The organism is Pseudomonas sp. KNUC1026, from assembly GCF_021650705.1.
Lineage (GTDB): Bacteria > Pseudomonadota > Gammaproteobacteria > Pseudomonadales > Pseudomonadaceae > Aquipseudomonas.
This window is the reverse complement of record NZ_CP087138.1, coordinates 3,152,781-3,176,542: the sequence shown is the minus strand read 5'-3', so window position 1 is coordinate 3,176,542 and position 23,762 is coordinate 3,152,781. Positions and strand designations below refer to the sequence as shown.

General features: G+C 62.9%; 20 protein-coding genes, 1 tRNA gene and 3 pseudogenes. 13 read left to right on the top strand and 11 right to left on the bottom strand.

Features of this window, described 5'->3' with window-relative positions:
* The first annotated feature begins 64 nt into the window (after window positions 1-64).
* Window positions 65-631, top strand: a complete 567-nt coding sequence (gene dcd, locus LN139_RS14660; protein ID WP_017902778.1) for a dCTP deaminase — start codon at window positions 65-67, stop codon at window positions 629-631.
* 114 nt (window positions 632-745) lie between these two features.
* Window positions 746-970: a hypothetical protein gene (locus tag LN139_RS14655; RefSeq protein WP_236354615.1), complete on the top strand. Its 225-nt coding sequence runs from the start codon at window positions 746-748 to the stop codon at window positions 968-970.
* Window positions 971-1,080: 110 nt separating this feature from the next.
* Here the strand turns inward: LN139_RS14655 and LN139_RS14650 are convergent.
* A pseudogene (locus LN139_RS14650) lies at window positions 1,081-2,438 on the bottom strand (MFS transporter).
* A 146-nt stretch (window positions 2,439-2,584) separates the two neighbouring features.
* A complete protein-coding gene (locus LN139_RS14645) occupies window positions 2,585-3,616 on the bottom strand; it encodes a LacI family DNA-binding transcriptional regulator (RefSeq protein WP_236354613.1) in 1,032 nt (343 codons plus the stop codon).
* A gap of 284 nt (window positions 3,617-3,900) precedes the next feature.
* Here LN139_RS14645 and LN139_RS14640 point away from each other — a divergent pair, with 284 nt between their 5' ends.
* Complete coding sequence (locus tag LN139_RS14640; RefSeq protein ID WP_236354611.1) at window positions 3,901-5,475, top strand: putative bifunctional diguanylate cyclase/phosphodiesterase; 1,575 nt, start codon at window positions 3,901-3,903, stop codon at window positions 5,473-5,475.
* A 32-nt stretch (window positions 5,476-5,507) separates the two neighbouring features.
* Here LN139_RS14640 and greB read toward each other — a convergent pair whose 3' ends face one another.
* From greB to LN139_RS14625, 3 genes are read right to left on the bottom strand one after another with little or no spacing between them, the layout of a single operon-like run.
* Window positions 5,508-5,981 (bottom strand): transcription elongation factor GreB, encoded by a 474-nt coding sequence (gene greB / locus LN139_RS14635; protein ID WP_236354610.1) that lies wholly within the window; start codon window positions 5,979-5,981, stop codon window positions 5,508-5,510.
* A gap of 24 nt (window positions 5,982-6,005) precedes the next feature.
* Window positions 6,006-6,737, bottom strand: coding sequence for a UDP-2,3-diacylglucosamine diphosphatase (gene lpxH, locus LN139_RS14630; protein WP_236354609.1), 732 nt, complete (start codon window positions 6,735-6,737; stop codon window positions 6,006-6,008).
* Window positions 6,734-7,234: a peptidylprolyl isomerase gene (locus LN139_RS14625; RefSeq protein WP_236354604.1), complete on the bottom strand. Its 501-nt coding sequence runs from the start codon at window positions 7,232-7,234 to the stop codon at window positions 6,734-6,736. Before LN139_RS14625 ends, lpxH begins: the two co-directional genes overlap by 4 nt.
* Before the next feature lie 127 nt (window positions 7,235-7,361).
* Here LN139_RS14625 and LN139_RS14620 point away from each other — a divergent pair, with 127 nt between their 5' ends.
* Window positions 7,362-9,050, top strand: a complete 1,689-nt coding sequence (locus LN139_RS14620) for a glutamine--tRNA ligase/YqeY domain fusion protein (RefSeq protein WP_236354603.1) — start codon at window positions 7,362-7,364, stop codon at window positions 9,048-9,050.
* Between the two features lie 6 nt (window positions 9,051-9,056).
* A pseudogene (gene cysS, locus LN139_RS14615) lies at window positions 9,057-10,429 on the top strand (cysteine--tRNA ligase).
* Window positions 10,430-10,444: 15 nt separating this feature from the next.
* On the opposite strand, the gene LN139_RS14610 reads toward cysS, so the two are convergent.
* The gene (locus tag LN139_RS14610) at window positions 10,445-11,314 is read right to left on the bottom strand and encodes a formate/nitrite transporter family protein (protein WP_236354602.1); all 870 of its coding nucleotides are present in this window, start codon (window positions 11,312-11,314) and stop codon (window positions 10,445-10,447) included.
* Between the two features lie 48 nt (window positions 11,315-11,362).
* Window positions 11,363-12,250 (bottom strand): alpha/beta hydrolase, encoded by an 888-nt coding sequence (locus tag LN139_RS14605; protein ID WP_236354601.1) that lies wholly within the window; start codon window positions 12,248-12,250, stop codon window positions 11,363-11,365.
* A gap of 130 nt (window positions 12,251-12,380) precedes the next feature.
* On the opposite strand from LN139_RS14605, the gene LN139_RS14600 reads away from it, so the two are divergent.
* The 3 genes from LN139_RS14600 (at window position 12,381) to LN139_RS14590 (ending at window position 15,951) form a co-directional block, all read left to right on the top strand.
* Entirely contained in the window at window positions 12,381-13,412 is a 1,032-nt protein-coding gene (locus tag LN139_RS14600) for a LacI family DNA-binding transcriptional regulator (protein WP_236354600.1), read from the top strand.
* 120 nt (window positions 13,413-13,532) lie between these two features.
* A complete protein-coding gene (locus tag LN139_RS14595; RefSeq protein WP_442964321.1) occupies window positions 13,533-14,954 on the top strand; it encodes an MFS transporter in 1,422 nt (473 codons plus the stop codon).
* Between the two features lie 22 nt (window positions 14,955-14,976).
* Window positions 14,977-15,951: a 2-hydroxyacid dehydrogenase gene (locus tag LN139_RS14590; RefSeq protein WP_236354596.1), complete on the top strand. Its 975-nt coding sequence runs from the start codon at window positions 14,977-14,979 to the stop codon at window positions 15,949-15,951.
* A 7-nt stretch (window positions 15,952-15,958) separates the two neighbouring features.
* Here the strand turns inward: LN139_RS14590 and LN139_RS25765 are convergent, their stop codons facing one another.
* Window positions 15,959-16,714 carry a methyl-accepting chemotaxis protein gene (locus LN139_RS25765; RefSeq protein WP_442964442.1) on the bottom strand — a complete coding sequence of 252 codons (756 nt, stop codon included), beginning with the start codon at window positions 16,712-16,714 and terminating at the stop codon, window positions 15,959-15,961.
* 102 nt (window positions 16,715-16,816) lie between these two features.
* Window positions 16,817-17,704, bottom strand: a pseudogene (locus LN139_RS25760) (MCP four helix bundle domain-containing protein); the annotation flags it as partial.
* Window positions 17,705-17,957: 253 nt separating this feature from the next.
* Here LN139_RS25760 and LN139_RS14580 point away from each other — a divergent pair.
* From LN139_RS14580 to LN139_RS14570, 3 genes are all read left to right on the top strand, one after another.
* Complete coding sequence (locus LN139_RS14580) at window positions 17,958-18,629, top strand: polysaccharide lyase family 7 protein (protein ID WP_236354590.1); 672 nt, start codon at window positions 17,958-17,960, stop codon at window positions 18,627-18,629.
* A gap of 54 nt (window positions 18,630-18,683) precedes the next feature.
* Window positions 18,684-19,817 (top strand): hypothetical protein, encoded by a 1,134-nt coding sequence (locus LN139_RS14575; RefSeq protein WP_236354589.1) that lies wholly within the window; start codon window positions 18,684-18,686, stop codon window positions 19,815-19,817.
* A 49-nt stretch (window positions 19,818-19,866) separates the two neighbouring features.
* Window positions 19,867-19,943: transfer RNA gene (locus LN139_RS14570), tRNA-Val, on the top strand.
* 335 nt (window positions 19,944-20,278) lie between these two features.
* Here LN139_RS14570 and LN139_RS14565 read toward each other — a convergent pair.
* Window positions 20,279-20,887: a hypothetical protein gene (locus LN139_RS14565; protein WP_236354587.1), complete on the bottom strand. Its 609-nt coding sequence runs from the start codon at window positions 20,885-20,887 to the stop codon at window positions 20,279-20,281.
* Between the two features lie 215 nt (window positions 20,888-21,102).
* Between LN139_RS14565 and LN139_RS14560 the strand changes: the two genes are divergently transcribed.
* On the top strand, window positions 21,103-21,819 hold the full coding sequence (locus LN139_RS14560; RefSeq protein ID WP_236354585.1) for a hypothetical protein: 717 nt from the start codon (window positions 21,103-21,105) through the stop codon (window positions 21,817-21,819).
* A 9-nt stretch (window positions 21,820-21,828) separates the two neighbouring features.
* Here LN139_RS14560 and LN139_RS14555 read toward each other — a convergent pair whose 3' ends face one another.
* Entirely contained in the window at window positions 21,829-23,010 is a 1,182-nt protein-coding gene (locus tag LN139_RS14555) for a benzoate/H(+) symporter BenE family transporter (protein ID WP_236354583.1), read from the bottom strand.
* A gap of 142 nt (window positions 23,011-23,152) precedes the next feature.
* Between LN139_RS14555 and LN139_RS14550 the strand changes: the two genes are divergently transcribed.
* On the top strand, window positions 23,153-23,755 hold the full coding sequence (locus tag LN139_RS14550) for a glutathione S-transferase family protein (protein WP_236354582.1): 603 nt from the start codon (window positions 23,153-23,155) through the stop codon (window positions 23,753-23,755).
* Window positions 23,756-23,762 lie beyond the last annotated feature (7 nt).

Below are 23,762 nucleotides of genomic sequence, written 5' to 3'. Positions count from 1 at the left end.
GCGTTGCGTGCGCCGGTAAGATGCGCGCAATTTCGTTCTTTTCGCTAATTCAGGGCCCCCGCAAATGAGCATCAAATCGGACAAGTGGATTCGTCGCATGGCGCAAGAGCACGGCATGATCGAGCCGTTCGTCGAGCGCCAGGTGCGCGGCGAGGGCGCTGACCGGTTGATCTCCTTCGGCGTTTCCAGCTACGGCTACGATGTGCGTTGTGCCGACGAATTCAAGGTGTTCACCAACATCAACAGCGCCACGGTCGACCCCAAGAACTTCGACGCCGGCAGCTTCGTCGACATCAAGAGCGACGTGTGCATCATCCCGCCCAACTCCTTCGCCCTGGCGCGTACCGTCGAGTACTTCCGCATTCCGCGCAACGTGCTGACCATCTGCCTTGGCAAGAGCACCTACGCCCGTTGCGGCATCATCGTCAACGTCACTCCGCTCGAGCCCGAGTGGGAAGGCCACGTGACCCTGGAGTTCTCCAACACCACCACGCTGCCGGCGAAGATCTACGCAAATGAAGGCGTGGCGCAGATGCTGTTCCTTGAGTCCGATGAAGAGTGCGAAGTGTCCTACAAGGACCGCGGCGGCAAGTATCAGGGCCAGCGCGGTGTAACGCTGCCGAGAACCTGACAATCGCCTCAGGCTGATGAGGCGGGGGAATTTGCGCTCATTCTCGTACTCCAAGAATAGTCGCCATGCGATGCGCACCCATGCGCAGCGCAGGCCAACGACCCAGGAGTGCCTATGAAGCTCGACCCAACCATCCGTGCGACACTCGCACATCTGCAGCCGAACCAGATCGGCATGATGGCATGGACGCTGCTCGCCAACCCTCTGGCGACGTACCAGGCCGGCGGTATGCCGGGCCAGCCTGATCCGGATGTCCCCTATCCGGCCCAGCCGGAGCCACCCACCGAACCAGGTGAGCCGACTATCCCCGACCAGCCGCCACCAGTACCGGTGGCCTGAACGAAAGAGGGCGCCTGCGGGCGCCCTCTTTGCTTGTCATCTGCCTCAAGGGGCCCTCAGTAACTGGGTGAAGCTCGTTACCCAGCCTGCAGCGCCCGCGAGTGTGTACCTCAGCGCGCCACCGGCGCCTTGCCGTCCTCGGCAGGCGCGTCACGGGTGACCCCCTTGAGTTCGATCCGCTTGATGTCGCCAACGATGAACAGATAGCTGAACGCGGCGATGAAAGCGTTCACCCCTACGAATACAAGGGCCATCTTGAACGAGCCGGTCGAGGCAATGATGTAGCCGATGATGATCGGGGTGCTGATCGACGAGAGGTTGCCGATCATGTTGAACAGCCCGCCCGACAAGCCTGCGATCTCCTTGGGCGCGGTGTCCGACATCACTGCCCAGCCCAGGGCGCCGATGCCTTTGCCGAAGAATGCCAGGGCCATGAACCCCACCACCATCCAGTCGGCATCGACGTAGTTGCACAGGATCATGCTCATCGACAGCAGCATGCCGCCCACGATCGGCACTTTGCGCGCGACGCTCAGGCTATTGCCACGGCGCAGCAACCAGTCGGAAATGATCCCGCCCAGCACCCCGCCGATAAAGCCGCATACCGCAGGGAGCGAGGCGATGAAGCCGGCTTTGAGGATGGTCATGCCGCGTTCCTGCACCAGGTACACCGGGAACCAGGTCAGGAAGAAGTAGGTCAGGGCGTTGATGCAGAACTGGCCCAGGTAAATGCCTGCCATCATCCGGTTGCTCAGCAACTGGCCGATGTAGCTCCACTTGGGGCCTGCGTCCTTTTTCGCGCCTGGCTGATCGAGCTCGACCAGCGCGCCGTTCTGGGCAATGTAGTCGTATTCGGCAGCGTTGATCTTCGGGTGATCCTTGGGGCTGTAGATGGTGAACATCCAGACCACCGAGATCACGATCCCCAGCGCGCCCATCACCAGAAACACATGCTGCCAGCCCCAGTGGTAGACGATGGCGCCCATCATCGGCGCGAACAGCACAGTCGCGAAGTACTGCGCCGAGTTGAACACCGCAGAGGCGGTACCGCGCTCTTTGGTAGGGAACCAGGCCGCCACGATGCGCGCGTTGCCCGGGAATGAGGGGCTTCAGCCAGGCCCACCAGCATGCGCAGGCAGAACAGCGACGCGACGATCACGCCGGTACCGAACTCACCGACATACCCTTGCGCGATGGTGAACACCGACCACAGGAAGATGCCGGCGGCATAGACTTTCTTCGAACCGAAACGATCGAGGAGCCAGCCACCCGGGATCTGGCCGATCACATAGGCCCAGCCAAAGGCGGAGAAGATATAACCCAGCGAAACGGCATCGATGCCCAATTCCTTCTGGATGCTTGAGCCTGCGATGGAGATGGTGGCGCGGTCGGCGTAGTTGATCGTGGTCACCAGGAACAGCATGAACAGGATCAGATAGCGAACGCGGGACTGCTTGGTGCTTTGCATGATGAAGCTCCCACGAATTGTTTTTGTCTGGCGGGGCGGTGCGGGTGTCACACGTACGTTGTTAGTCGTCGTACAACAATGGCCGTATCATCATAGGCAGATAACGTTATCATTCAACCCCCCTCGCTGAGTTTTTTTACAGGCGGTCAGGTGCTGGCGCGTTCTATGAGCTCAAAGCCGGTATCGACACGATTCTCGGTAGGCTGCTGAGCGAAGCGACGCAACAGCGCCAGAGCGACTTGCTCGCCCATGGCGGGGGAGTTGACGCTCACCGTAGACAGCGCCGGCCAGGCGAAGCGGCCATTCTGAGTGTCGCCGAACCCGAGCACGCGCAGGTCTTGCGGCACCCGCAAGCCGCGGCTGCTGGCCTCAGCGATAACGCCCAAGGCAACGGTGTCGGAACTGCAGAATACAAGGTCAGGTGGGGCGGGGTCGGTGTTCAGAAGCGTAGCCAGGCCACGGCGGCCCACTTCCCATGTGGATGGCAGTGGCAGGATGACTTCCGGCATCTGCGGGGCGCCCGCATCGAGCAGCGCCTGCTTCAATCCCTGATTGCGCCGACGTGCCCGAGGGTCGTCTACCGAAACGATTGCCTGGCGCAGGCAGCCTTTGGCAAGAAAATGCTCGGCCACCTGCTTGCCCACCGCCTCATGGGAGAACCCGACCTGGATGTCCAGTGGGTGATCCGACAGGTCCCAGGCCTCGACCACCGGCACCCCTGCGTTGGCCAGGCGATCACGGCACGCGGGCGTATGCAACGTGCCGGTCAGGATGATGCCGTCGGGGCGGCGGCCGAGAATCGCCTCCAGCAGTGTTTCTTCTTCGGCCGAATAACCGGTTGGCCCGATCAACGACTGATAACCGGCCTCGGTCAGGCGGTCGATGGCTGTGTGGACGACGTTGGCGTAGATGGAATTGGCGATGGTCGGCAACAGAATCGCCACCAGGTGGCTGCGGCTGGTAGCCAGGCTGCCAGCGAGCAGGTTTGGCCGGTAATCCATGCGGCGGACCACTTCCAGCACGCGCTCGCGGGTAGCCTTGCTGACCAGCTCAGGGCGATGCAGTGCGCGCGAGACAGTAATCGGCGACACACCGGCCTGTTTGGCCACATCCGTGACAGTGACTGGTAATGCGGCGCTTTCAGGCAGCGCGAGGCTCCTGCGGGATTTTCTGGCCACGGCAATCCTGATGTGCCAACGAGCGGCGCAGTATCGCATGGCAGCCGGGCATTCGTCGCGCGCACCACCGTTTCGTCGGCAGTTGGCATGCAGGCTATGGGCGACTTTTAAAGATAGTGCCATAATGATGGCACTTTGCGCTGCGGCGTTAGTCTGTAGTGCGCAAGGTTGCTTTCAACGACAGGGATCCGTTCGACACGCTACCCCAGCGGCCCCGGGCCCCCGTGCGATCCATTCGACGACAGGTGCCCACTGCCATACGCCCGCGTATGCGGAGGTTTTCCATGTTTGACCTGACGTTGAGGCGGCCTTTTCGCCTGTGGTTGCTGGTGGCTGTAACCCTGCTCACTACGCTGTGCATCGCTATCGTGTGGGAATTCTATTTCGAGCGGCTGCTCTCGCAGTGGATTGGCTTGCCTTACGACGAAGCCTCGCAGAACTGCGAACGCTGGCGTTTCGTGGTGACCTCGACGCTGTTCGCGGGCCTGTCGATCATCTCGCCCTCGATCCTTCTGAAAAAGCTGATTGCCAACACCCGCATGGGCTATCGCGAGCTGCGCATCGCCAAGGAACAGTCCGAACACGTTTCACGTGTCGACGAGCTGAGCGGCCTGGTGAATCGCCGTTTTTTCATGAAGCAACTGGCGCATTGCCTGGAGGCGGGCGAGCCGACCACGGTGATGCTCATCGACCTGGACAAATTCAAGGTGATCAATGACACCTACGGCCATGGCTGCGGGGACTATGTGATCGCTGAAACCGGCCGGCGCCTGAACACTGTCGCCCAGGCCCACGGCGCTACTGCAGCGCGGTTGGGAGGCGATGAGTTTTCCCTTGTGCACATCGGCCGCTGGGAGCGCGCGGGCCTGGAAGCCTTCGCCGAACATCTGATCACTGCGCTGTACGCCCCTATCATGCTGGAGGGCCGTGCCCTGCAAGTGGGGGCGACGGTAGGTATCGCGCGTGCGCCTCAGGATGCCAAGACGCCCTCGGAGCTTTTGCACAAGGCCGACAACGCTATGTATTGGGGCAAGCGCACCGGCCGAGCACGCTACAGCTTCTATGACTCAGGCCATGAGGCGATGGAGCGCGACCGGCGCCACCTCGAAGAGCGCCTGTTGATGGGCCTGGCGCTGGGCGAGTTCGAGCCTTATTTCCAGCCGATCGTGGAATTGCCCAAACAGGCGCCGGTCGGGTTCGAAATCCTGACGCGCTGGGTCAGGCCGGGCGATGAGCCGGTGATGCCGGGCGACTTCATCCCGGTGATCCAGGCTCTGGGGCGGATACCCGAGATGACCTACCAGGTACTGGCCAAAGCTTGTGCCATCGCTGCAGATTGGCCGGCGCACATCAAGCTGTCGCTGAACCTGACTTCGCAGATGATCGTGGAGCCCTTCTTTGCCGATCAGTTGGTCGAGCAATTGAAAAAAGCAGGCTTTGCGCCTGAGCGGCTGGAGGTCGAGATCACCGAGCAGGCACTGGTGGAGAATCTCGATGCCGCGCGGCGCAACCTGTGTGTGCTGCGTGCGCAAGGCATCACCGTTGCACTGGACGACTTCGGCACCGGCTACAGCGGGCTGTATCACCTGGCGCGGCTGGAGATCGACAAGATCAAGATCGACCAGTCGTTCTTCGAACACGGCCAGGCCCACGGTCTGAAAATGGCCGATGCGATTCTTGGCATGGCCCGCAGCCTGCAGATCGAGGTCACTGCCGAGGGGATCGAGAACACCAACACACCTTACCTGCCGGACTGGCTGGCGCACCGGGGCTGCCAGTACGGCCAGGGCTACCTGTTCGGCCGGCCGATGCCGGCGGCAAACGTGGCGCCATACCTCGCCACGGCACCGGCAAGATAGCAGGCCGGACGCGCCGTGACACGCTGGCGGGTTCAGGCGCCGTAGTGGATGCGGTTGATGTACCAGGTGGCTTCGCCGCCGGGTACCTGTACCAGCACGTCGTCGCCTTCCTGCTTTTTGAGCAGGGCGCGGGCCATGGGTGAATCGATGGAAATGTAGTCGTTGCGCCCGTAGATCTCGTCGTAACCCACGATCCTGAAGTACTTGGTTTCGCCGTCGTCGTTCTCGATCTCCACCCAGGCGCCGAAAAACACTCGGCCTTCCTGTTCCGGGGCGTAGTCCACGACCTTGGTGTCCTCCAGGCGCTTGCGCAGGTAGCGCACGCGGCGGTCGATTTCGCGCAGCAGCTTCTTGTTGTACTGGTAGTCGGCGTTCTCGCTGCGATCCCCCAGTGACGCGGCCCAGGCCACCTTCTGGGTGATCTCGGGCCGGTAGACACGCCACAGATGATCGAGCTCTTGCTTGAGCGCGTCGAAACCTTCGCGGGTGATGATGTTGGTGGGCATGGGACTGTGCCTGTGGTTCGGGCCTCAGGGCGCCGGTGCGAGGTCGAAAGGGTCCAGATGCCAGCCATTGGCGCCGACTTCCAGCACCCAGCCTTGCTGGTCCCAGTCGCCGAGCACGATGCGCCGGGCGGCCTGGCCCTCCACCAGCAAGTGGTGGATCGCCGGGCGGTGAGTATGGCCGTGCACCAGCGTGTGCGTGCCGTGGCGGGCCATGCATTGGGCGACTTCGTCGGGCGTTACATCGACGATGTCACTGGCCTTCATGCGCGTCTGCTGGCGGCTTTCGTTGCGCAACTTGCGTGCGAGCCTGCGCCGAGTGGCGACGGGCAGGTGCTTGAGCATCCAGAGCACGACGGGGTTGCGCAGGATACGGCGCATCTTCTGGTAGCGCTCGTCACGGGTGCAGAGCAGGTCGCCGTGCATCAGCAGCACCGGCTCGCCGCCCAGGTTCACCACGCTGGGATCGGCCAGCAGCGTGCAGCCGGCAGCGCGGCAGAAACGCTGGCCAATGAGAAAATCACGATTGCCATGCATCAGGTAAAGGCGTGTGCCTTGCTCCGCGAGCGCCTTGAGCGCCTGGGCGATGCTGTCCTGGAAAGGGCTGGTGGCGTCATCGCCGATCCAGACTTCGAAGAAATCGCCAAGGATGTAGAGCGCCTCGGCGCCGCGGGCGCGGCCACCGAGAAAATCCAGAAACGCCCGGGTGATGTCCGGGCGTTCTTCCTGCAGGTGCAGATCGGAAACCAGCAGAATCACTCAATGATCTCTGCGGTCTCGATGATCACGTCTTCTTTGGGAACATCCTGATGGCCGGCTTTGGAACCGGTAGGAACGTCCTTGATTTTATCGACCACATCCTGGCCTTCGGTCACTTCACCGAACACGGTGTAGCCCCAACCCTGTGCAGTGGGCGCGCTGTGGTTGAGGAAGTCGTTGTCGCCGACGTTGATGAAGAACTGCGCCGAAGCCGAATGAGGCTCCATGGTGCGGGCCATGGCAATGCTGTACTTCTTGTTCTTCAGGCCGTTGTTGGCCTCGTTCTTGATGCTGGCGCGAGTTTTCTTCTGCTCCATGCCCGGTGCGAAACCGCCGCCCTGGATCATGAAGTTGTTGATCACGCGGTGAAACACGGTGCCGTTGTAGTGGCCGTCCTTGACGTACTGGACGAAGTTCGCCACGGTCTCAGGCGCCTTCGCCTCGTCGAGCTTGAGGACGATTTCGCCGTGGTTGGTGATGAGCTTGACCTGGGACATATGCAGTACTCTTGTCGAAAATTCAGGGGCAGGGCGGCGCGGCACCGCGCCGGCCTGTCAGTGGCTTGACAGCTTCGGCTATGATAAGCGCTTTGTTATAGCTGGCACACCCGTATTCAAGGATTCTATGAGCAAGCCTACCGCCGACAGTTCCGCCGCCAAGGCCCCCGTGGCGCCCACCAACTTCCTGCGGCCGATCGTCCAGGCCGACCTGGACGCCGGCAAGCACACCGCCATCGTCACCCGTTTCCCGCCGGAGCCAAATGGCTACCTGCACATCGGGCATGCCAAGTCGATCTGCGTGAACTTCGGCCTGGCCCAGGAATTCGGGGGCGCCTGCAACCTGCGCTTCGACGACACCAACCCGGCCAAGGAAGACCAGGAGTACATCGACGCGATCAAGAGCGACGTACAGTGGCTGGGCTTCCAGTGGGCGGGCGAGCCGCGCTATGCCTCCGACTACTTCGACCAGTTGCATGACTGGGCGGTGGAGCTGATCAAGGCCGGCAAGGCTTACGTATGCGACCTCACCCCGGAACAGGCCCGTGAGTACCGCGGCAGCCTGACCGAGCCTGGCAAGAACAGCCCGTTCCGCGACCGCCCCGTCGAAGAAAGCCTCGACCTGTTCGCGCGCATGAAGGCCGGCGAATTCGAAGACGGCGCACGCGTGCTGCGGGCGAAGATCGACATGGCCTCGCCGAACATGAACCTGCGCGACCCGATCCTTTACCGCATTCGCCATGCCCACCACCACCAGACCGGTGACAAATGGTGCATCTACCCCAACTACGATTTCACCCATGGCCAGTCCGACGCCATCGAAGGGGTAACGCACTCGATCTGCACCCTTGAGTTCGAAGGCCACCGGCCTTTGTACGAGTGGTTCCTCGACAACCTCTCGGTGCCGTGCAAACCGCGCCAGTACGAGTTTTCCCGGCTCAACCTGAACTACACCATCACCAGCAAGCGCAAGCTCAAGCAACTGGTCGACGAAAAACACGTCACCGGTTGGGACGACCCGCGCATGTCGACCCTGCAGGGCTTCCGCCGCCGTGGCTACACCCCGGCGTCGATTCGCAACTTCTGCGACATGATCGGCACCAACCGCTCCGACGGTGTGGTCGACATGAACATGCTCGAATTCAGCATCCGCGAAGACCTGGACCACAACGCGCCGCGCGCCATGTGCGTGCTGCGGCCGCTGAAGGTGGTGATCACCAATTACCCGGAAGGCCAGGTCGAAACCCTGGAGCTGGCGCGCCATCCCAAGCAGGACATGGGCACCCGCCAGCTGCCGTTCGCCCGCGAGCTGTACATCGACCGTGAAGACTTCATGGAAGAGCCGCCCAAGGGCTACAAGCGCCTGGAGCCCGGTGGCGAAGTGCGCCTGCGCGGCGCCTACGTGATCCGCGCCGACGAGGCCGTCAAGGATGCAGACGGCAACATCGTCGAGCTGCGCTGCAGCTACGACCCCGACACCCTGGGCAAGAACCCCGAAGGCCGCAAGGTCAAGGGCGTGATCCACTGGGTGCCGGCTGCTGCTTCTGTCGAATGCGAAGTGCGCCTGTACGACCGCCTGTTCCGCTCGCCCAACCCGGAAAAAACCGAAGAAGGCGGCACGTTCCTGGACAACATCAACCCGGGCTCGCTGAGCGTGCTGGCCGGTTGCCGTGCGGAGCCGTCGCTGGCTCAGGCGGCACCTGAAGATCGCTTCCAGTTCGAGCGCGAGGGTTACTTCTGCGCGGACCTCAAAGACCACACCGCCGCCAAACCGGTCTTCAACCTGACCGTGACCCTGCGTGACTCCTGGAGCTGACTGGCCGTGCTGACCGTTTACAACACGCTGACGAAAACCAAGGAAGCCTTTACCCCGCTCGATGGCAACAAGGTGCGCATGTACGTGTGCGGCATGACCGTGTACGACTACTGCCACCTCGGCCATGGCCGCAGCATGGTGGCTTTCGACCTGGTCAACCGCTGGCTGCGTTACAGCGGTTACGACCTGACCTTCGTGCGCAACATCACCGACATCGACGACAAGATCATCAACCGCGCCCAGGCCAACGGCGAGCCGTTCGACGCCCTGACCGAACGCATGATCGCGGCGATGCACGAGGATGAAGCGCGCCTGAGTATCCTGCGCCCCGACCAGGAACCGCGTGCCACCGACCACATCCCGGGCATGCACGCGATGATCCAGACCCTGATCGACAAAGGCTATGCCTATGCGCCGGGCAACGGCGACGTGTATTACCGCGTCGGCAAGTTCCAGGGCTACGGCAAGCTCTCGCGCAAGAAGATCGAAGACCTGCGCATCGGTGCGCGCATCGAGGTCGACGAGGCCAAGCAGGACCCGCTCGACTTCGTGCTGTGGAAGGGCGTCAAGCCCGGCGAGCCGAGCTGGGAATCACCCTGGGGCCCCGGCCGGCCGGGTTGGCATATCGAGTGCTCGGTGATGTCTACCTGCTGCCTGGGGACACCTTCGACATCCACGGCGGTGGCAGCGACCTGGAGTTCCCGCACCACGAGAACGAGATCGCCCAGAGCGAAGCTGCCACCGGCAAGCTGTACGCGGCGCGCTGGATGCACTGCGGGATGATCCGTATCGACGGCGAGAAGATGTCCAAGTCGTTGAACAACTTCTTCACCATCCGCGACGTGCTCGAAAGCTATCACCCCGAAACGGTGCGCTACTTGCTGGTGTCCAGCCATTACCGCAGCGCGATCAACTACTCCGAAGAGAGCCTGCGCGACGCCAAGGCTGCGCTGGAGCGTTTCTACAATGCGCTCAAGGGCCTGCCGCGCGTGGCGCCGGCTGGCGGCGAGGCATTCGTCGAGCGTTTCACCGCAGCCATGAACGACGACTTCGGCACACCTGAAGCATGCGCCGTGCTGTTCGATCTGGTGCGTGAGATCAACCGCCTGCGCGAAGTGGATGCCGAGGCCGCTGCCGGCCTGGCTGGCCGTTTGCGCGAGCTGGGTGGCCTGCTTGGCGTGCTGCAACTGGAAGCTGACGACTTCCTGCGGGCCGGCGCCAGTGTCGATGCCGCACAGGTGGAAGCACTGATCCAGGCTCGCCTGGCGGCGCGTGCCGAGAAGAACTGGGCAGAGTCCGACCGTATCCGGGACAAGCTCACCGCCCTCGGTGTCGTGCTCGAGGACGGCAAGGGCGGCACTACCTGGCGTTTGCAATAAGCCTGTGAAGGGGGCTCAGGCCTTGCGGCCTGGGCCTTCCTTGCGGGGGGAAGCATGGTCGCTTCTGATCTGGGCGTGGCTGATCAGGGTGAAGATGAACGTCCCCCCCACGATATTGCCTGCCAGTGTCGGCCCGCCGAACTGCAGCAGAAATTCCCGCCAGCCGGCCTCACCGGCCCACACCAGGTAGCCCACCTCCAGCGAGCCCACCACGATGTGGGTGAACTCGCCCAGGGCCATCAGCCAGGTGACCATGATGATCATCCAGATGCGTGCCTGATCCAGCGCGGCAATCATCCAGACCATGGTAGCGATCATCCAGCCCGAGATGATGCCTTTGGCGAACATGGTACCGGCGTCGTTTTCCAGGACCTTGCGGCCGATTTCCAGGAAGGCTGCATCGGTGTTGGCGTCGAAGATCGGCAAACGCAACATCACCCAGCCCACCAACAGCGTGCCGGCCAGGTTCCCCACCAATACCACGCCCCACAGCCGCGCCAGGCGGCCGAAATTCAGAAATGACGGGGAGCTCATCACCGGCAGCACGGCAGTGATGGTGTTTTCCGTAAACAGTTGCTGGCGCGCGAGGATTACGCCGAGAAAGCCTGCACTGTAGCCAAAGCTTGCCAGCACATGGCTTGCGGGAGAGTCGGGCAGCCGAGCGCTCAGCAGGCCCATCGCCATGAGCGACAACCCCATGGTGAGGCCAGCGGCCAATGCCGACCAGAACAGTGCGACCCAGTTGCGTTCCAGCTCGTGGTCGCCTTGGGCGCGGATGATCTCGTGCAGCACCGCTGCGCGAGGTTGCTGGTTCTCTTCGGCTTCCTCCTGCTCATCGGCGGAGAGGCCAGGTGTTTGTTCTTCCAGGGCGGACGGTTTTTCCATGGTGGTAGCTCTGTGTCGGGATGAATCACAGACTGTGGATCCCACCGGTTAGTTGCGCGCCGTCTTCATGCCGAACACCTCTTGCAGGGCCTGGGCATAGGCATTGGCACCGACGATCATGCTGTTGTTGTGCGTGCCGCCCGGCACCAGTAGCAGCTGCTTGGGCCCTTTGGCGGCTTCGTACAGTTCGCGGCTGAAGCGGTCGGGCACGTAGCGGTCGTCGGTGCCATGGACGATCAGCACCGGCATGCCGATGTGGGCGATCTTGTCGATGGAGTCGAATTTCTCCGACAGCAGCCAGCGCACCGGCAAGGACGTACCGATCACTGCCTGCGCGGCGGCGCCCATGTCGGTGAAGGTAGACTCGATGATCAGCCCTGCGGCGCCGGGCTGCTCGCCGCCGCCGATGCGGCTGGCGAGGTCGGTGGCGATCGCCCCGCCCAGCGAGTGCCCATAGATGAAGCGCCGGCTGGCATCGGGTTGCAGCTGTGCGAGGTGTTGCCAGGCGGCTTGGGCGTCTTCGTACACGCTGCGCTCCGACGGCAGATCGCCCGGGCTTTGGCCAAAGCCGCGGTAATCGATAGCCAGGATTGAAAAGCCTAGTGCGCGCAATTGGGTGATACGGCCCAACTGAGCGGTGAGGTTCCAGCGGGTGCCGTGCAGATAGAGCGCGACCGGCGCCTGGCGAGAAGGCGCCGGCCACCACCAGGCATGGACGTGCTGGGCGCTGCTGGTGGCGCTGCGCAGCGGGATGTCCAGCTGCTGGACGCCCTCTGGCAAGCCCTTGAACCAGCTGGCGGTGCCCGGCTCGATGCTGAAGATCAGCTCGCGCTCCTTGTAGGCCAGCCGAGAACAGCCATAGGGCAGCAGCACGATCAGCAGGGCGGCGAAGGCAAGCAGCAGCCGCTTGCGGCGGTGAACGGGGAAAAACGGCAAGGTCGAACTCCTGACGGGGGCAAGCACAACGGCTGCCCGTGCAAAGCCTGTGCCGCCACGCAGGGCTGGCTGGCTGGCGGGGCCGGGCGGGGCAGGGTAGGATGCGGCCTCCGCTTCTGGCAAGGTGCTTATGCCTCCTAAATCTCTCAGTGGGCGCCACACCGGTGGTGTCACGCTCATCGATGTGGCAAAGCTGGCAGGTGTCGCACCCATGACCGTGTCGCGGGTGCTCAACCAGCCCGAAGCCGTGCGCGAGCAAACCCGCGAAAAGGTCCTCAAGGCCATCGAGCTGACCGGCTATGTACCCAACCGCGTCGCCGGTGCCCTGGCCTCGAACCGCAGCCGGCTGGTGGCGGTGATCGTGCCCATGCTCACCAACCCGATTTTCTCCGACACCTTCCAGGCCATCACCGAGCGGTTGGCCAGCGCCAACTATCAAGTGCTGCTGGGCATGAGCGGCTATGAAGCGGCCCGGGAGCAGGAGCTGCTGGAGGTCATTCTCAGTCGCCGGCCCGATGGCATCATCCTCACCGGCACCTTGCACACCGAGGCCAGCCGCCAGCGCTTGCGCGCCAATGGCGTCGCCGTGGTCGAGACCTGGGACCTCACCGATGACCCGATCGACATGCTGGTGGGGTTTTCCCATGAGCAGGTAGGTGAGCAATTGGCCAGCCACCTGCTCGGCCGGGGTTACCAGCGGTTCGCCGTGGTGCAGGTAGGTGACCCCCGCGGCTCGCGGCGCAGCGAGGCGTTCAGCCAGGCCCTTGCTGACGCGAATATGACTGTGGCGTACACCGAACGCTTCAGCGGCCTGCCGAGCCTTGCACAAGGGCGCGAGGGGCTTGGCCGGATACTCGCGCACATGCCCATCGGCGAGCAGCCGCTGATGGTGGTATGCACCTCCGACACCATCGCCCACGGTGTGCTCACCGAGGCGGCAGCGCGCGGTCTGAAGGTGCCTGAGCAATTGGCCGTGATCGGTTTCGGTGACATGGGCTTTGCCGCCCACACCTGGCCGGCACTCTCCACGGTGCGCATCGACGGGCAGAGCATGGGCACCGCCGCCGCCAACCTGTTGCTGGCCCGCCTCAACGGCGGCGACTGCGGCCCGGCGTGCCGCGATATCGGCTTTCAGATCATCACCCGAGGCAGCAGCCTGTAGGCAGAGGCTTGCGTGGCGGCCGTAAAGGGCATAGTGTTTCGGGCGTGGATGGTTGCGTTACCATCGTTCGACGGTGGCCAGCGCGAAGAATAAATACAACACCCAGCCCAGGGCCCAGACATGTCCAAGACTGACTCCGTTCCAGCGGCCGCTGCAGATGGTAGCGATACCATCAACCAGTCGACCGCTCAGGCCGCCAAGGCCACCCGCGTGCGCTACGGCATTATGGCCATGCTGTTCTTCATGACAGCCATGAACTATGCCGACCGCTCCACGCTGTCGATCACCGGCGTAGCCATTCAGAAATCCATGGGATTGTCGCCAGTCACGCTCGGCTACCTGTTCTCGGCTTTTGCCTGGACCTACGTGCTCGCGCAGATCCCTGGCGGCAGGCTGCTCGACCGTTACGGTTCCAAGCGCGTCTACGCCGTCAGCTTCGGCCTGTGGTCGGCATTGACCTTCACCATGGGCTTCGTCATCGGCCTGCCGGCAGCCGTAGGCATCGCTGCGCTGTTTCTGCTGCGCGTTCTGATCGGCATTGCAGAGGCGCCGGCATTTCCAGCCAACAGCCGGGTGGTCGCAACCTGGTTCCCGGCCTCGGAACGTGGCACTACCTCGGCGCTGTTCACGTCTTCTTCGTACTTCGCCAAGGTCATCTTCGCCCCGCTGATGGGCTGGATCACCCAGGAGTTCGGTTGGCAGTACGTGTACCTGCTGATGGGCACCCTTGGCTTCGTGACCATGGGCATCTGGCTCAAAGTGATCCACGCGCCGCGCCAGCATCCGCGGATGAACCAGGCGGAGCTTGACTACATCGTCGAAGGCGGCGCGGTGGTCGATATGGACAGCCCCGAGAACACCCGGCGCAAGAAGGGCGAAGAAGGCAGCGTGCGCACCTGGGCATGCGTAGGCGAGATCGTGCGCAACCGCATGATGGCCGGCATCTTCCTGGGCCAGTACTGCGTCACCACGCTCACCTACTTCTTCCTGACCTGGTTCCCCATCTACCTGGTCCAGGACCGCGGCATGTCGATCCTCAAGGCCGGCATCATCGCCGCAATCCCCGCCATCGCCGGCTTCCTGGGCGGGGTGCTGGGCGGTGTGTTTTCCGACTGGCTGCTGCGCCGGGGCTTTTCCCTGAGCGCGGCGCGCAAGATCCCGCTGGTGGCCGGCATGCTGTTGTGCACCTCGATGATCATCTGCAACTACATCGACACCGAATGGCTGGTTGTCACCCTGATGGCCGCGTCATTCTTCGGCAAGGGCTTCGGGGCCCAAGGCTGGGGGGTGATGTCGGACGTGGTGCCCAAGGAGGCCTCGGGCCTGGCCGGCTCGCTGTTCAATGGTTTCGGCAATATCGCCGGCATCGTCACGCCAATCATCATTGGCTATCTGGTCAGCGACGCCGGCAACTTCTCCATCGCCCTGGTGTTCATCGCTGCCCATGCGGTCGGCGCCATCCTGTGTTACCTGGTGCTGGTGGGCAAGATCCAGCGCCTGCAACTGAAGACCTCACTGGTCGGCGCACAGCCAGGCCAATGATGCATCGCTCAAAGGAATCCATATGAAGATCGTCATGATCGGCGAAGCCGCCACTCATCAAGCGGAACTGGCCGCTGCGTTGCAAACCCCATCCCGGTTCGTGGCGCTGCCACGCCAGGCGCATGAATCTGCAGCCTGGGACGAGCAGATCGAAGGCGCCGATGTGCTTGTAGCGATGCGCTTCAAGCGCGCTGCACCGGCACCGCGCTTTCGCCTGCTGCACGTGCCTGGCGCGGGGCTCGATGGCATCGACTTCGCGGTGCTGCCAGAAGGTTGCCAGGTATGCAACGTGTTCGAGCACGAAATCCCGATGGCGGAGTACGCCATGGCCTGCCTGCTGGAACATCAGATCGGCCTGGCGCGGGTGGGCGCTGCGTTCGACAGCGCTACCTTCTCCGAGGCCTACCTGAGCCGCAGGCCGCGCGGCGAGTTGTACGGCAAGACGCTGTTGATCCTGGGCTTCGGCCGCATCGGCCAGGCGGTGGCAGTGCGCGCCCGCGCGTTCGGCATTCGTGTGATTGCCATCTCCAGCCGCGCTCGCGATGGCCGTGTAGAGGGGCCGATGGATGAGGCCTACACCGAGGCTGAGCTGCTCGCACAGTTGCCCCGGGCTGACTTCGTAGTGCTCAGTTGCCCGCTCAACGAGCACACGCGTGGCGCCTTTGGCAGCGCCCAATTGGCTGCGATGCGCCGTGATGCAGTGTTGGTCAATATCGCTCGCGCCGCTGTGGTCGACCAGCAGGCGCTGTACCAGGCGCTCCGGGACGAGCGCATCGCACGCGCATTTCTGGATGTCTGGTATCAGTACCCGGCGGGGGAGGGCGATGCGGTGCAGCCAGCGCAGCAGCCGTTCGAAACGTTGCCCAACGCGTTCTGCACCCCACACATCTCGGGCTGGACCCACGGCCTGTTCGAGCGGCGCTACCGGGTCATTGCCGAGAACATCGATCGCCTGGCCCGCGGTGAGGTTTTGGTGAACCAGGTGACCGGCGGCTGAGGCTTGCCTACAGGGCAAAGCGCGCCATGGTGGCATCGAGCTCGGCGGCGATGCGGCCCAGCTCCTGGCTCGCCTGGCTGGTCTGCTCGGCACCATGGGCGCTCTGCATCGACAGGTCACGAATGCGTACAAGGTTTCGGTCCACTTCCCGCGCCACCTGAGCCTGCTGTTCGGCTGCGCTGGCGATGACCTGGTTGCGCTCGTCGATGCCGGCCACCGAGCGAGAAATGTCACCCAGTACATCACGCGCCGCTTGCGCGCGCTGGCGTGTCTGCCCGGCCTGCGAGGCACTGTCGGCAAGGGCTTGCACGGCCTGGCCGGTGCCATGGTGAATGCCTTCCATCATCTGCTCGATCTCGCGCGTCGACACTCCGGTACGGTGCGCCAGCCCGCGCACCTCATCGGCCACCACGGCAAAACCGCGGCCCACTTCACCGGCGCGAGCCGCCTCGATGGCCGCGTTGAGTGCCAGCAGGTTAGTCTGGTCGGCCACCGCACGGATGACATCCAGCACTTTATTGATGCCTTGGGTCTGTTCGGCCAGGTTGCGTGCCTGCTCGGCGGCGCTCTGCACCTGATCGGCCAGGCGGCCGATGTCGTGCATGGTGTCGTCCAGCTGTTGCTGGCCCTTGCGCACCGCCTCGCTGGAGTTGCGCGACTCGGTGGAGGTCGATACCGCGTTGCCGGCCACTTCCTCGACCGCCTGGGTCATCTGCGTGACTGCCGTGGCCGCGAGCTCGATCTCGCTGTATTGCAGGTGCATGCCTTCGGCGCTGTCGTGCATGATCGCGCCCATTTCCTGAGTGGCCGAGTTCAGCCGGCCGACTGTTCCGCCGATCTGGCTGAGTACGCTGTGCAACTGATCACGCATGTGGCCCAGCTCGCCGAGCAACTGCGCGGCCTCATCCGTGCCTGCCGCCAGTACAGGCTGAGCCAGATTGCCGGATGCCACGGTGCGCGCCACCTGCAGCGCCTGGCGCAGCGGGCGGGTAATGCTCACCGTCAGGCGCCAGGCCAGCAACAGCATCAACACCAACGTTGCGCCCAGCATCGCCGGTACCACGATGCGTGCCTGGCGGGCGTTGCTGGCTGCCTGCGCCAACGCTTCGGCGCTGGTCTGCTTGTTCAGCTCGCGCAGCAGTTGCACCTGCATGTCCATCAGCCCGCCCTGGATGTCCAGGGCCATGCCGGTCTGGGCGACGGCGTCGTCGATCTGCTTGCTTTCCACCAGGGTGATGCCTTTTTTCACCGACTCCAGAAAGGGCAAGTAGGCATCGCGCAGCAGTTTCACCGAATCCTGCTCGGCACCGGCCGGGATGCGCCCCAGGTATTCGTTGAATGCAGCGTTCAGCGAGTTGCTCAACTGCTCGACGTTGATCTTGCGGTTAACCAGCTCGGCGGGATCATTGGCGTGCGCTTGCAGCATCAGCGCCTCGCCTCGCAGCTTGGCAAGGTCCAGTGCGATGGCGTCGGCCTGGGCGATGCTGGTCATCGGGCCTTGCTCGACCCGCTCGCCCTGAGCGCGGATGCCCTGCATCTGCCACAGGCAGAAGCCACCCAGGCCCGCGACCAGCAGCGCAGTAATGCCGAAACCGGCGAAAAGGCGGCGGCCGATGCTCAGCCGACGCAGCAATTGAGGGGGCGCTTGAAGCGAAACAGTATGGACACGGCGGCAACCTGCGGGCCTGGAAAACCTGGCACCTTTGTACAGGTTAAAAGTGATGGCTTTATGACACCGGAATATTGGCGTCATGATTTGTTAACGGCGGGTTCAACAAATCGACGTATTCGCCGACGAACGGCAATTTCAGGTAGACACGTGGAAGGCTGGGCGTTTGGTCGTAATTGCATTTTGCTAGGCTGGCGAATGGCCTTTATTTCGAATCGAAATAAATCTTTCCATCGTTTCGGATTGCTCTTATAAAACCTGCCTTCTCTGATCCGGACGATCACACCTCCTCTGTCAAGGACGTCGTTATACAGCTCTTTTACAAGGCCCAACCGTCATGATCGACCTCGCCGTGTGGAACCTCAGCATCCCCGTGGGAAGCCCGCCGAAAACTGTCGAAACGCCGCAGTTGACCTCTGGTTACAACGACAAGTATTTCAATTCCAAGCATGGCCAGCTGTTCTTCTGGGCACCGGTGACCGGGGCCAAGACCGCCAATGCCATCTACCCCCGTACCGAGCTGCGCGAGACTTTCAAGGACGGCCAGTTGCGCAACTGGAAGTACACCGAAGCCAACAACATGCTGCGCGCGCAGGTGACGGTCAGCAAAGTGCCGTCTTCCGGGAAAGTGGTGATCGGCCAGATCCACTGCTATGAAAGCACTCGCCCTTTGCTCAAGCTGGAATACCAGTACAGCGACGGCTACAAGACCGGCAAGATCGTCGCCAAGCTGCGGCGTACGCCCAGCGAGAAGCATGCGCAGGTGATCACTGTGGCCGAGGATGTGCCGATGAACACCCGTTTCAATTACATGATCCATCTGGGCACCCGCGGCGACCTGTCCGTTACTGCGCGCAACAAGGGCTACAGCACCAAGATCGGCTCGGCCTGGAAAAACGAAACCCTGTACTTCAAGGCTGGCGTCTACACCCAGGACAACACCGGCTACAGCAGCGAGGGTGGGCAGGTGCTGTTTTCCCAATTGAAGGCTGTGCACACCGTCAATTGACGGTGGCGCCCGCCGCCTTAAAATGCCGGCCAACTTCCCTCAGCAAGGATGGCCATGAAAACCAAGTATTACGCCCTGGCATTGTGGGCACTGGCGCCGGCACTGCAGGCAGCCCCCGAGGTGTTCAGCGGTACCCTGGGCAAGATGCCGATCGTGGTAGAGATCGACGCCGACGGCAGCGAGGCCACCGGGCGTTATTTCTATGAAAAATTCCATAAGGACCTGCCTCTGGCCGGCACGCTCAAGGGTGACGAGCTGGCGCTGGACGAGGGCGATCGTTTCACCGACGGGCCCAAGGCACAGCTGCTGCTCAAGCGCACCAACGGCGGCTGGGCCGGGCAATGGCAGGGCGCCAAGGGCAAGCAACTGCCTGTAACCCTGGCCAAGGCACAGGTGCCGCCGCTCCCCGATGGCGCAGGTGCCTTCATGGCTGAGCAGCGCGAGAAGGCCCCTTACGATTACCTGCGGCTGCTGCAAACCCCGCTCAAGCCCGGCAAGCAAGGCAGTTTCATGGGGTATAGCCTGCAGTGGCTCGATGAACCGGTCACGGGCCTGCGCATGCCGCAACTGAGCAGCGGCTACACCGATGCACAGCGCCAGCGGCTAAATGCCGTGCTGCGCGACCGCTTGCTGGCCGAGGTAGTGACCTGGCACAGCTGCCAGGCCACCGGTGGCGAGAATTTCGATTACACCCAGAGTGTGGCGCCCACCTACTTCTCCGCATCGGTCGTCAGCCTGAACATCAGCACTGGCTATTATTGCGGCGGCGCACACCCTGATGCAGGTGATTCCGGGCTGAGCCTTTCGGTCGAAACGGGGCAGGAACTGACCCTGGAAGACGTGCTCTGGGTCGGCGACGGCCCGGCTCGGCACTTTGAAGACGGCAGCGAAAGCAAGGACTTCGACGCTTTGAGCCAATACCGTGAGCAGAAGCTGGTTCCCTGGCTGCTCAAGGCCTTCACGAAGTTGTATCCCAGCGACATGGAGGCACCGAAGAGCGAAGACGACTGTGATTACACCGACGCGCAGGTGTGGACGTTCCCTTCCTGGCATTTCACCGAGAAGGGGCTGTACCTGGGGCCGTATTTCGCTCGGGTGATGCGCTCGTGCGAATCGCCAGAGTGGCCGGTGCTGCCATGGGCGCAGGTGAACAAACATCCAGGCGGGGCCAGGCTGAAGCTGCCGTGACACAGCCCTTGACAGTGCCGGCAAAACCCGTAGAATGCCGCGCCACAGCAGGCACATAGCTCAGTTGGTTAGAGCACCACCTTGACATGGTGGGGGTCGTTGGTTCGAGTCCAATTGTGCCTACCAAATCCGAAGCCCCGCGTTGCGGGCACTTGAAGGGCGATCCGAAAGGGTCGCCCTTTTTGTTTGCCTGAACATTCGTGAAATTGGTAAATCGCAGGCAGAAAAAAGCCCGCCTGGGGAACGCGGGCTGGAAGCAACAATAATGAGGAGCTGGTTGCAGGATGCCCGCCTTGCTGTGAAAAGCGCGTCAACTCCCAGTGAAAATGGCCTTTCAGCTTGCGTCGCCAATTCACAGACAAAGAAAAGCCCGCCAGAGGCGGGCCATAAGAGTGTGCTGAGGAGCTGTTGTGAAGGCTACGGCAGCGGCCGTGAAAAGCCCGTCAATGGTCTGTGAAAAATCACTTGCCGTGCGTGACGGCTTTTACGAGCGCGTCATGGTTGGCCTGGTCGCTGGCTTTGGTGATGACCTGCACCAGTGCCATGGTCGGCCCGGAGCCTGCCAGGAACGTCGATGAACGAGTAGGGCCACCGCCCATGCTGGCGGTGCTGTCGACCTGTTCGACGCCCAGGCTGCCGACCGTCAGGCGCTTCTGGCCGGTTTTCTTGAAATCGGGCAGCGCCTGGCCTTGTTGCTTGATGAAGCCTTCGCTGGCGCCACTGAGGAACTCATCGTCGTTGTCACCGGTGGTGGCGCCATTGGGGATCGGCACTTCGGTCACCATCACCACGCTGCGTTGCGCCTGGTTCATGTACATGGTGCCTTTGGCGCCGGCAGTACCGCTTTGCTCGGTGCCGGCTGGCAGTGCAGTGGCGGCGAAACCGGCGGGCAGGGTGAAGCTGAACTTGCCGCCCAGCGCGCTGACACTCTGCGCCTTGGTGCTGGCCGCAGCAGGTTTGGCGGCAGGCTGGGCGCTGTTGGCAGCGTTTGCGTTACCCAAGGTAGCCAGGCCCAGCGCAAGGCTGGCGGCAAGCGTAAGCAGGCGGGGGCGGAACAGAGGGGCGGGCATGAAAAGCTCCTGGTTAGTCATATGCAATGCAGTAGAAAGGATTGCCTGGAGGCCGTATCGGTTCCCTTGAATCAGGATCCCAAGAATAATCCCACAATAAATGCAGAATTTTCGGTGGTGACGTTCAGAAAAAGCCGGCTTGCGATGTCGCCTGTCCTTTCTAAGCTTCGCGCTGGCACGCTCACGTGGAGGGAACAACGGTGGAGCCGGAACGAGTGATTGAACGCTGGGTGGGCGACTTGCAGGTGCTGCAGCGTGAACAGGACGGTTTTGTGAGTATCACCAACTGGTGCCTGGCCATCGGAAAACTCCAGGAGCAATGGCTTGCCAGCCGCTCGGTACGCGCGGCGCAGGCGCTGGTCGCCAAGCGGGTCGGCTGCCAGCCCTGGCAACTGGTGGACCGCCGCCTGAGCACGCAAGGCGCCGTCGCCTGGCTCCATCCTCAACTGATGGTGCAGTTGGCGCTGGGCATGTCGCCTGAATGGGCGCTGTGTGCCGGCCGCTGGTTATGGGAGTGGGAACAGGCAGGCAACGACAGCCTCTCGGTGCCCGAGCGGCATGCTCGCATCGAGCCTTGCCCACTGGCCTATGAACAGTTTTCGCTGTTCAACGAGCTGACCTTGCATTTTGTCGCGCCGCTGCGCAGGTTCGGCTTCCCCTGGCCCGCACGGTTGATGCCCGGCGCCGATGACGACGAGGCGTTCGAGCGCTGGCTGAAGCTGCGGGGGGCCGCCGGGCAAGGTTTTGCTCGCTACAGCCACCGCGGGGAGGATGGCCAGGGCTTTACGGCGTCGCTCTACCCGGTGGCGCTCTATCCTCTGCTGCGTGAGTACTTTCATTGCGAATGGGTAGGGCGCCGCGCCCAGCGCTATTTCGCCGGGCAGCCGCAGGTGCCTTTGCACTTGCTGCGCCTGCCCGAGGCGCACGGTTGAAGCGGCTGTTCAGCGGCGCGCCAGCAGCAAGGTCAGCACGCCTGCGACGATGCCCCAGAAGGCAGAGCCAATGCTGAACAGGCTCATGCCTGAGGCGGTGACCATGAAGGTCACCAGCGCGGCCTCACGCTCTACGGGCACCGCCATGGCCTGGGTCAGCCCGTTGACGATCGACCCGAACAACGCCAGCGCCGCGATCGACAGCACAAGCTCCGTGGGCAGCGCCGTGAACAGCCCCGCCAATGTTGCGCCGAAAATACCCAGCAGCCCGCACAGGCTGCCGTATACCAGCGCCGCCACATAGCGGCGGGACGAATCTTCGTGGGCATTGGGGCCGGTGCAGATGGCTGCGCTGATCGCTGCCAGGTTGATACCGTGGCCGCCAAAGGGTGCCAGCAGCAGCGACGCGATGCCGGTTACGCTCACCAGCGGCGAGGCAGGCACCTGGTAGCCATCGGCCCGTAGCACCGCCACCCCCGGCATGTTCTGCGAGGCCATCGCTACGACAAACAGCGGAAGGCCGATGCTGATGGTCGCACCCAGGGAAAACTCAGGGGTTGTCCATTGCGGCACTGCCAGTTGCAGGTGAAACGCACTGAAATCCAGCAGCCCCTGGGCGCCCGCTATGGCGCCACCTACCAGCAAAGCCGCCAGCACTCCGTAGCGCGGGGCCTGGCGTTTGACCAGCAGATAGGCCAGGAACATCGCCAGCACCAGGCCCAGCCGGTGCTGCGCGGCAACGAAGATCTCGCTGCCGATACGAAACAGAATACCCGCCAGCAGGGCGGCTGCCAGCGAGCTGGGCAAGCGCCTCATCAAACGCTCGAAGCTGCCAGTTATGCCGCACAAGGTAATCAAGGCGGCACAGGTGATGAACGCCCCGATCGCCTCGGGATAACTCACCCCGCCGAGGCTGGTGATCAACAACGCCGCGCCAGGGGTGGACCAGGCCACGCTCACGGGCGTGCGATAACGCAGTGACAGGCCGATGCTGCACAGCGCCATGCCGATCGAAAGCGCCCAGATCCAAGAGCTGATTTGCCCATCGGTAAGGTGCGCAGCCTTGCCGGCCTGGAAAATCAGCACCAGCGAACTGGTGTAGGCGGTGAGGGTGGCGATCAGGCCGGCGACCACGGCGCTGGGGCTGGCGTCTGCCAGCGGCCGAAGGCGCGCTGGGGCTGGCTGGGGCATGGCAAGGGCTTCCTGCGACAGGGCATGGGAAGCGCAAGGTTAAACTGCATAGCGAAGCCGCGCTATCGCCTGGGCGTAAACATTTGGCACTATGCGCGACAGGCCGCCGTTATCGGCGCTTACGACACGGGAGGGTGTAACGATGTACAAGGTTTATGGGGATTACCGCTCCGGCAACTGCTACAAGATCAAGCTGATGCTGCATCTGCTGGGCAAGCCTTATCAGTGGGTGCCGATCGACATCCTCGCCGGTGATACCCAGACCGACGCCTTCCTGGCCAAGAACCCCAACGGCAAGATCCCGGTGCTGGAGCTAGAAGACGGCAACTGCCTGTGGGAGTCCAATGCCATTCTCAACTTCCTGGCCGAAGGCAGCGCGCTGTTGCCCAGTGAGCCTCGCTTGCGCACCCAGGTGCTGCAGTGGCAGTTCTTCGAGCAATACAGCCATGAGCCGTACGTGGCTGTAGCGCGCTTCATTCAGTTCTATCAGGGCATGCCGGCCGAGCGGCTCGAAGAGTACAAGGCGTGCCACAAGGGCGGCTACAAGGCCTTGAAGGTGATGGAGCGGCAGTTGCAGCTCACGCCGTATCTGGTGGGTGAGCATTTCTCGATCGCCGATATTGCGTTGTACGCCTATACCCACGTGGCGCACGAGGGCGGCTTCGACCTCGAACCTTACCCGGCACTGCGCGCATGGCTTGCGCGCGTGGCGGAGCAGGCCGGGTACGTGGACATGCTCGAGTGAGCTGCCC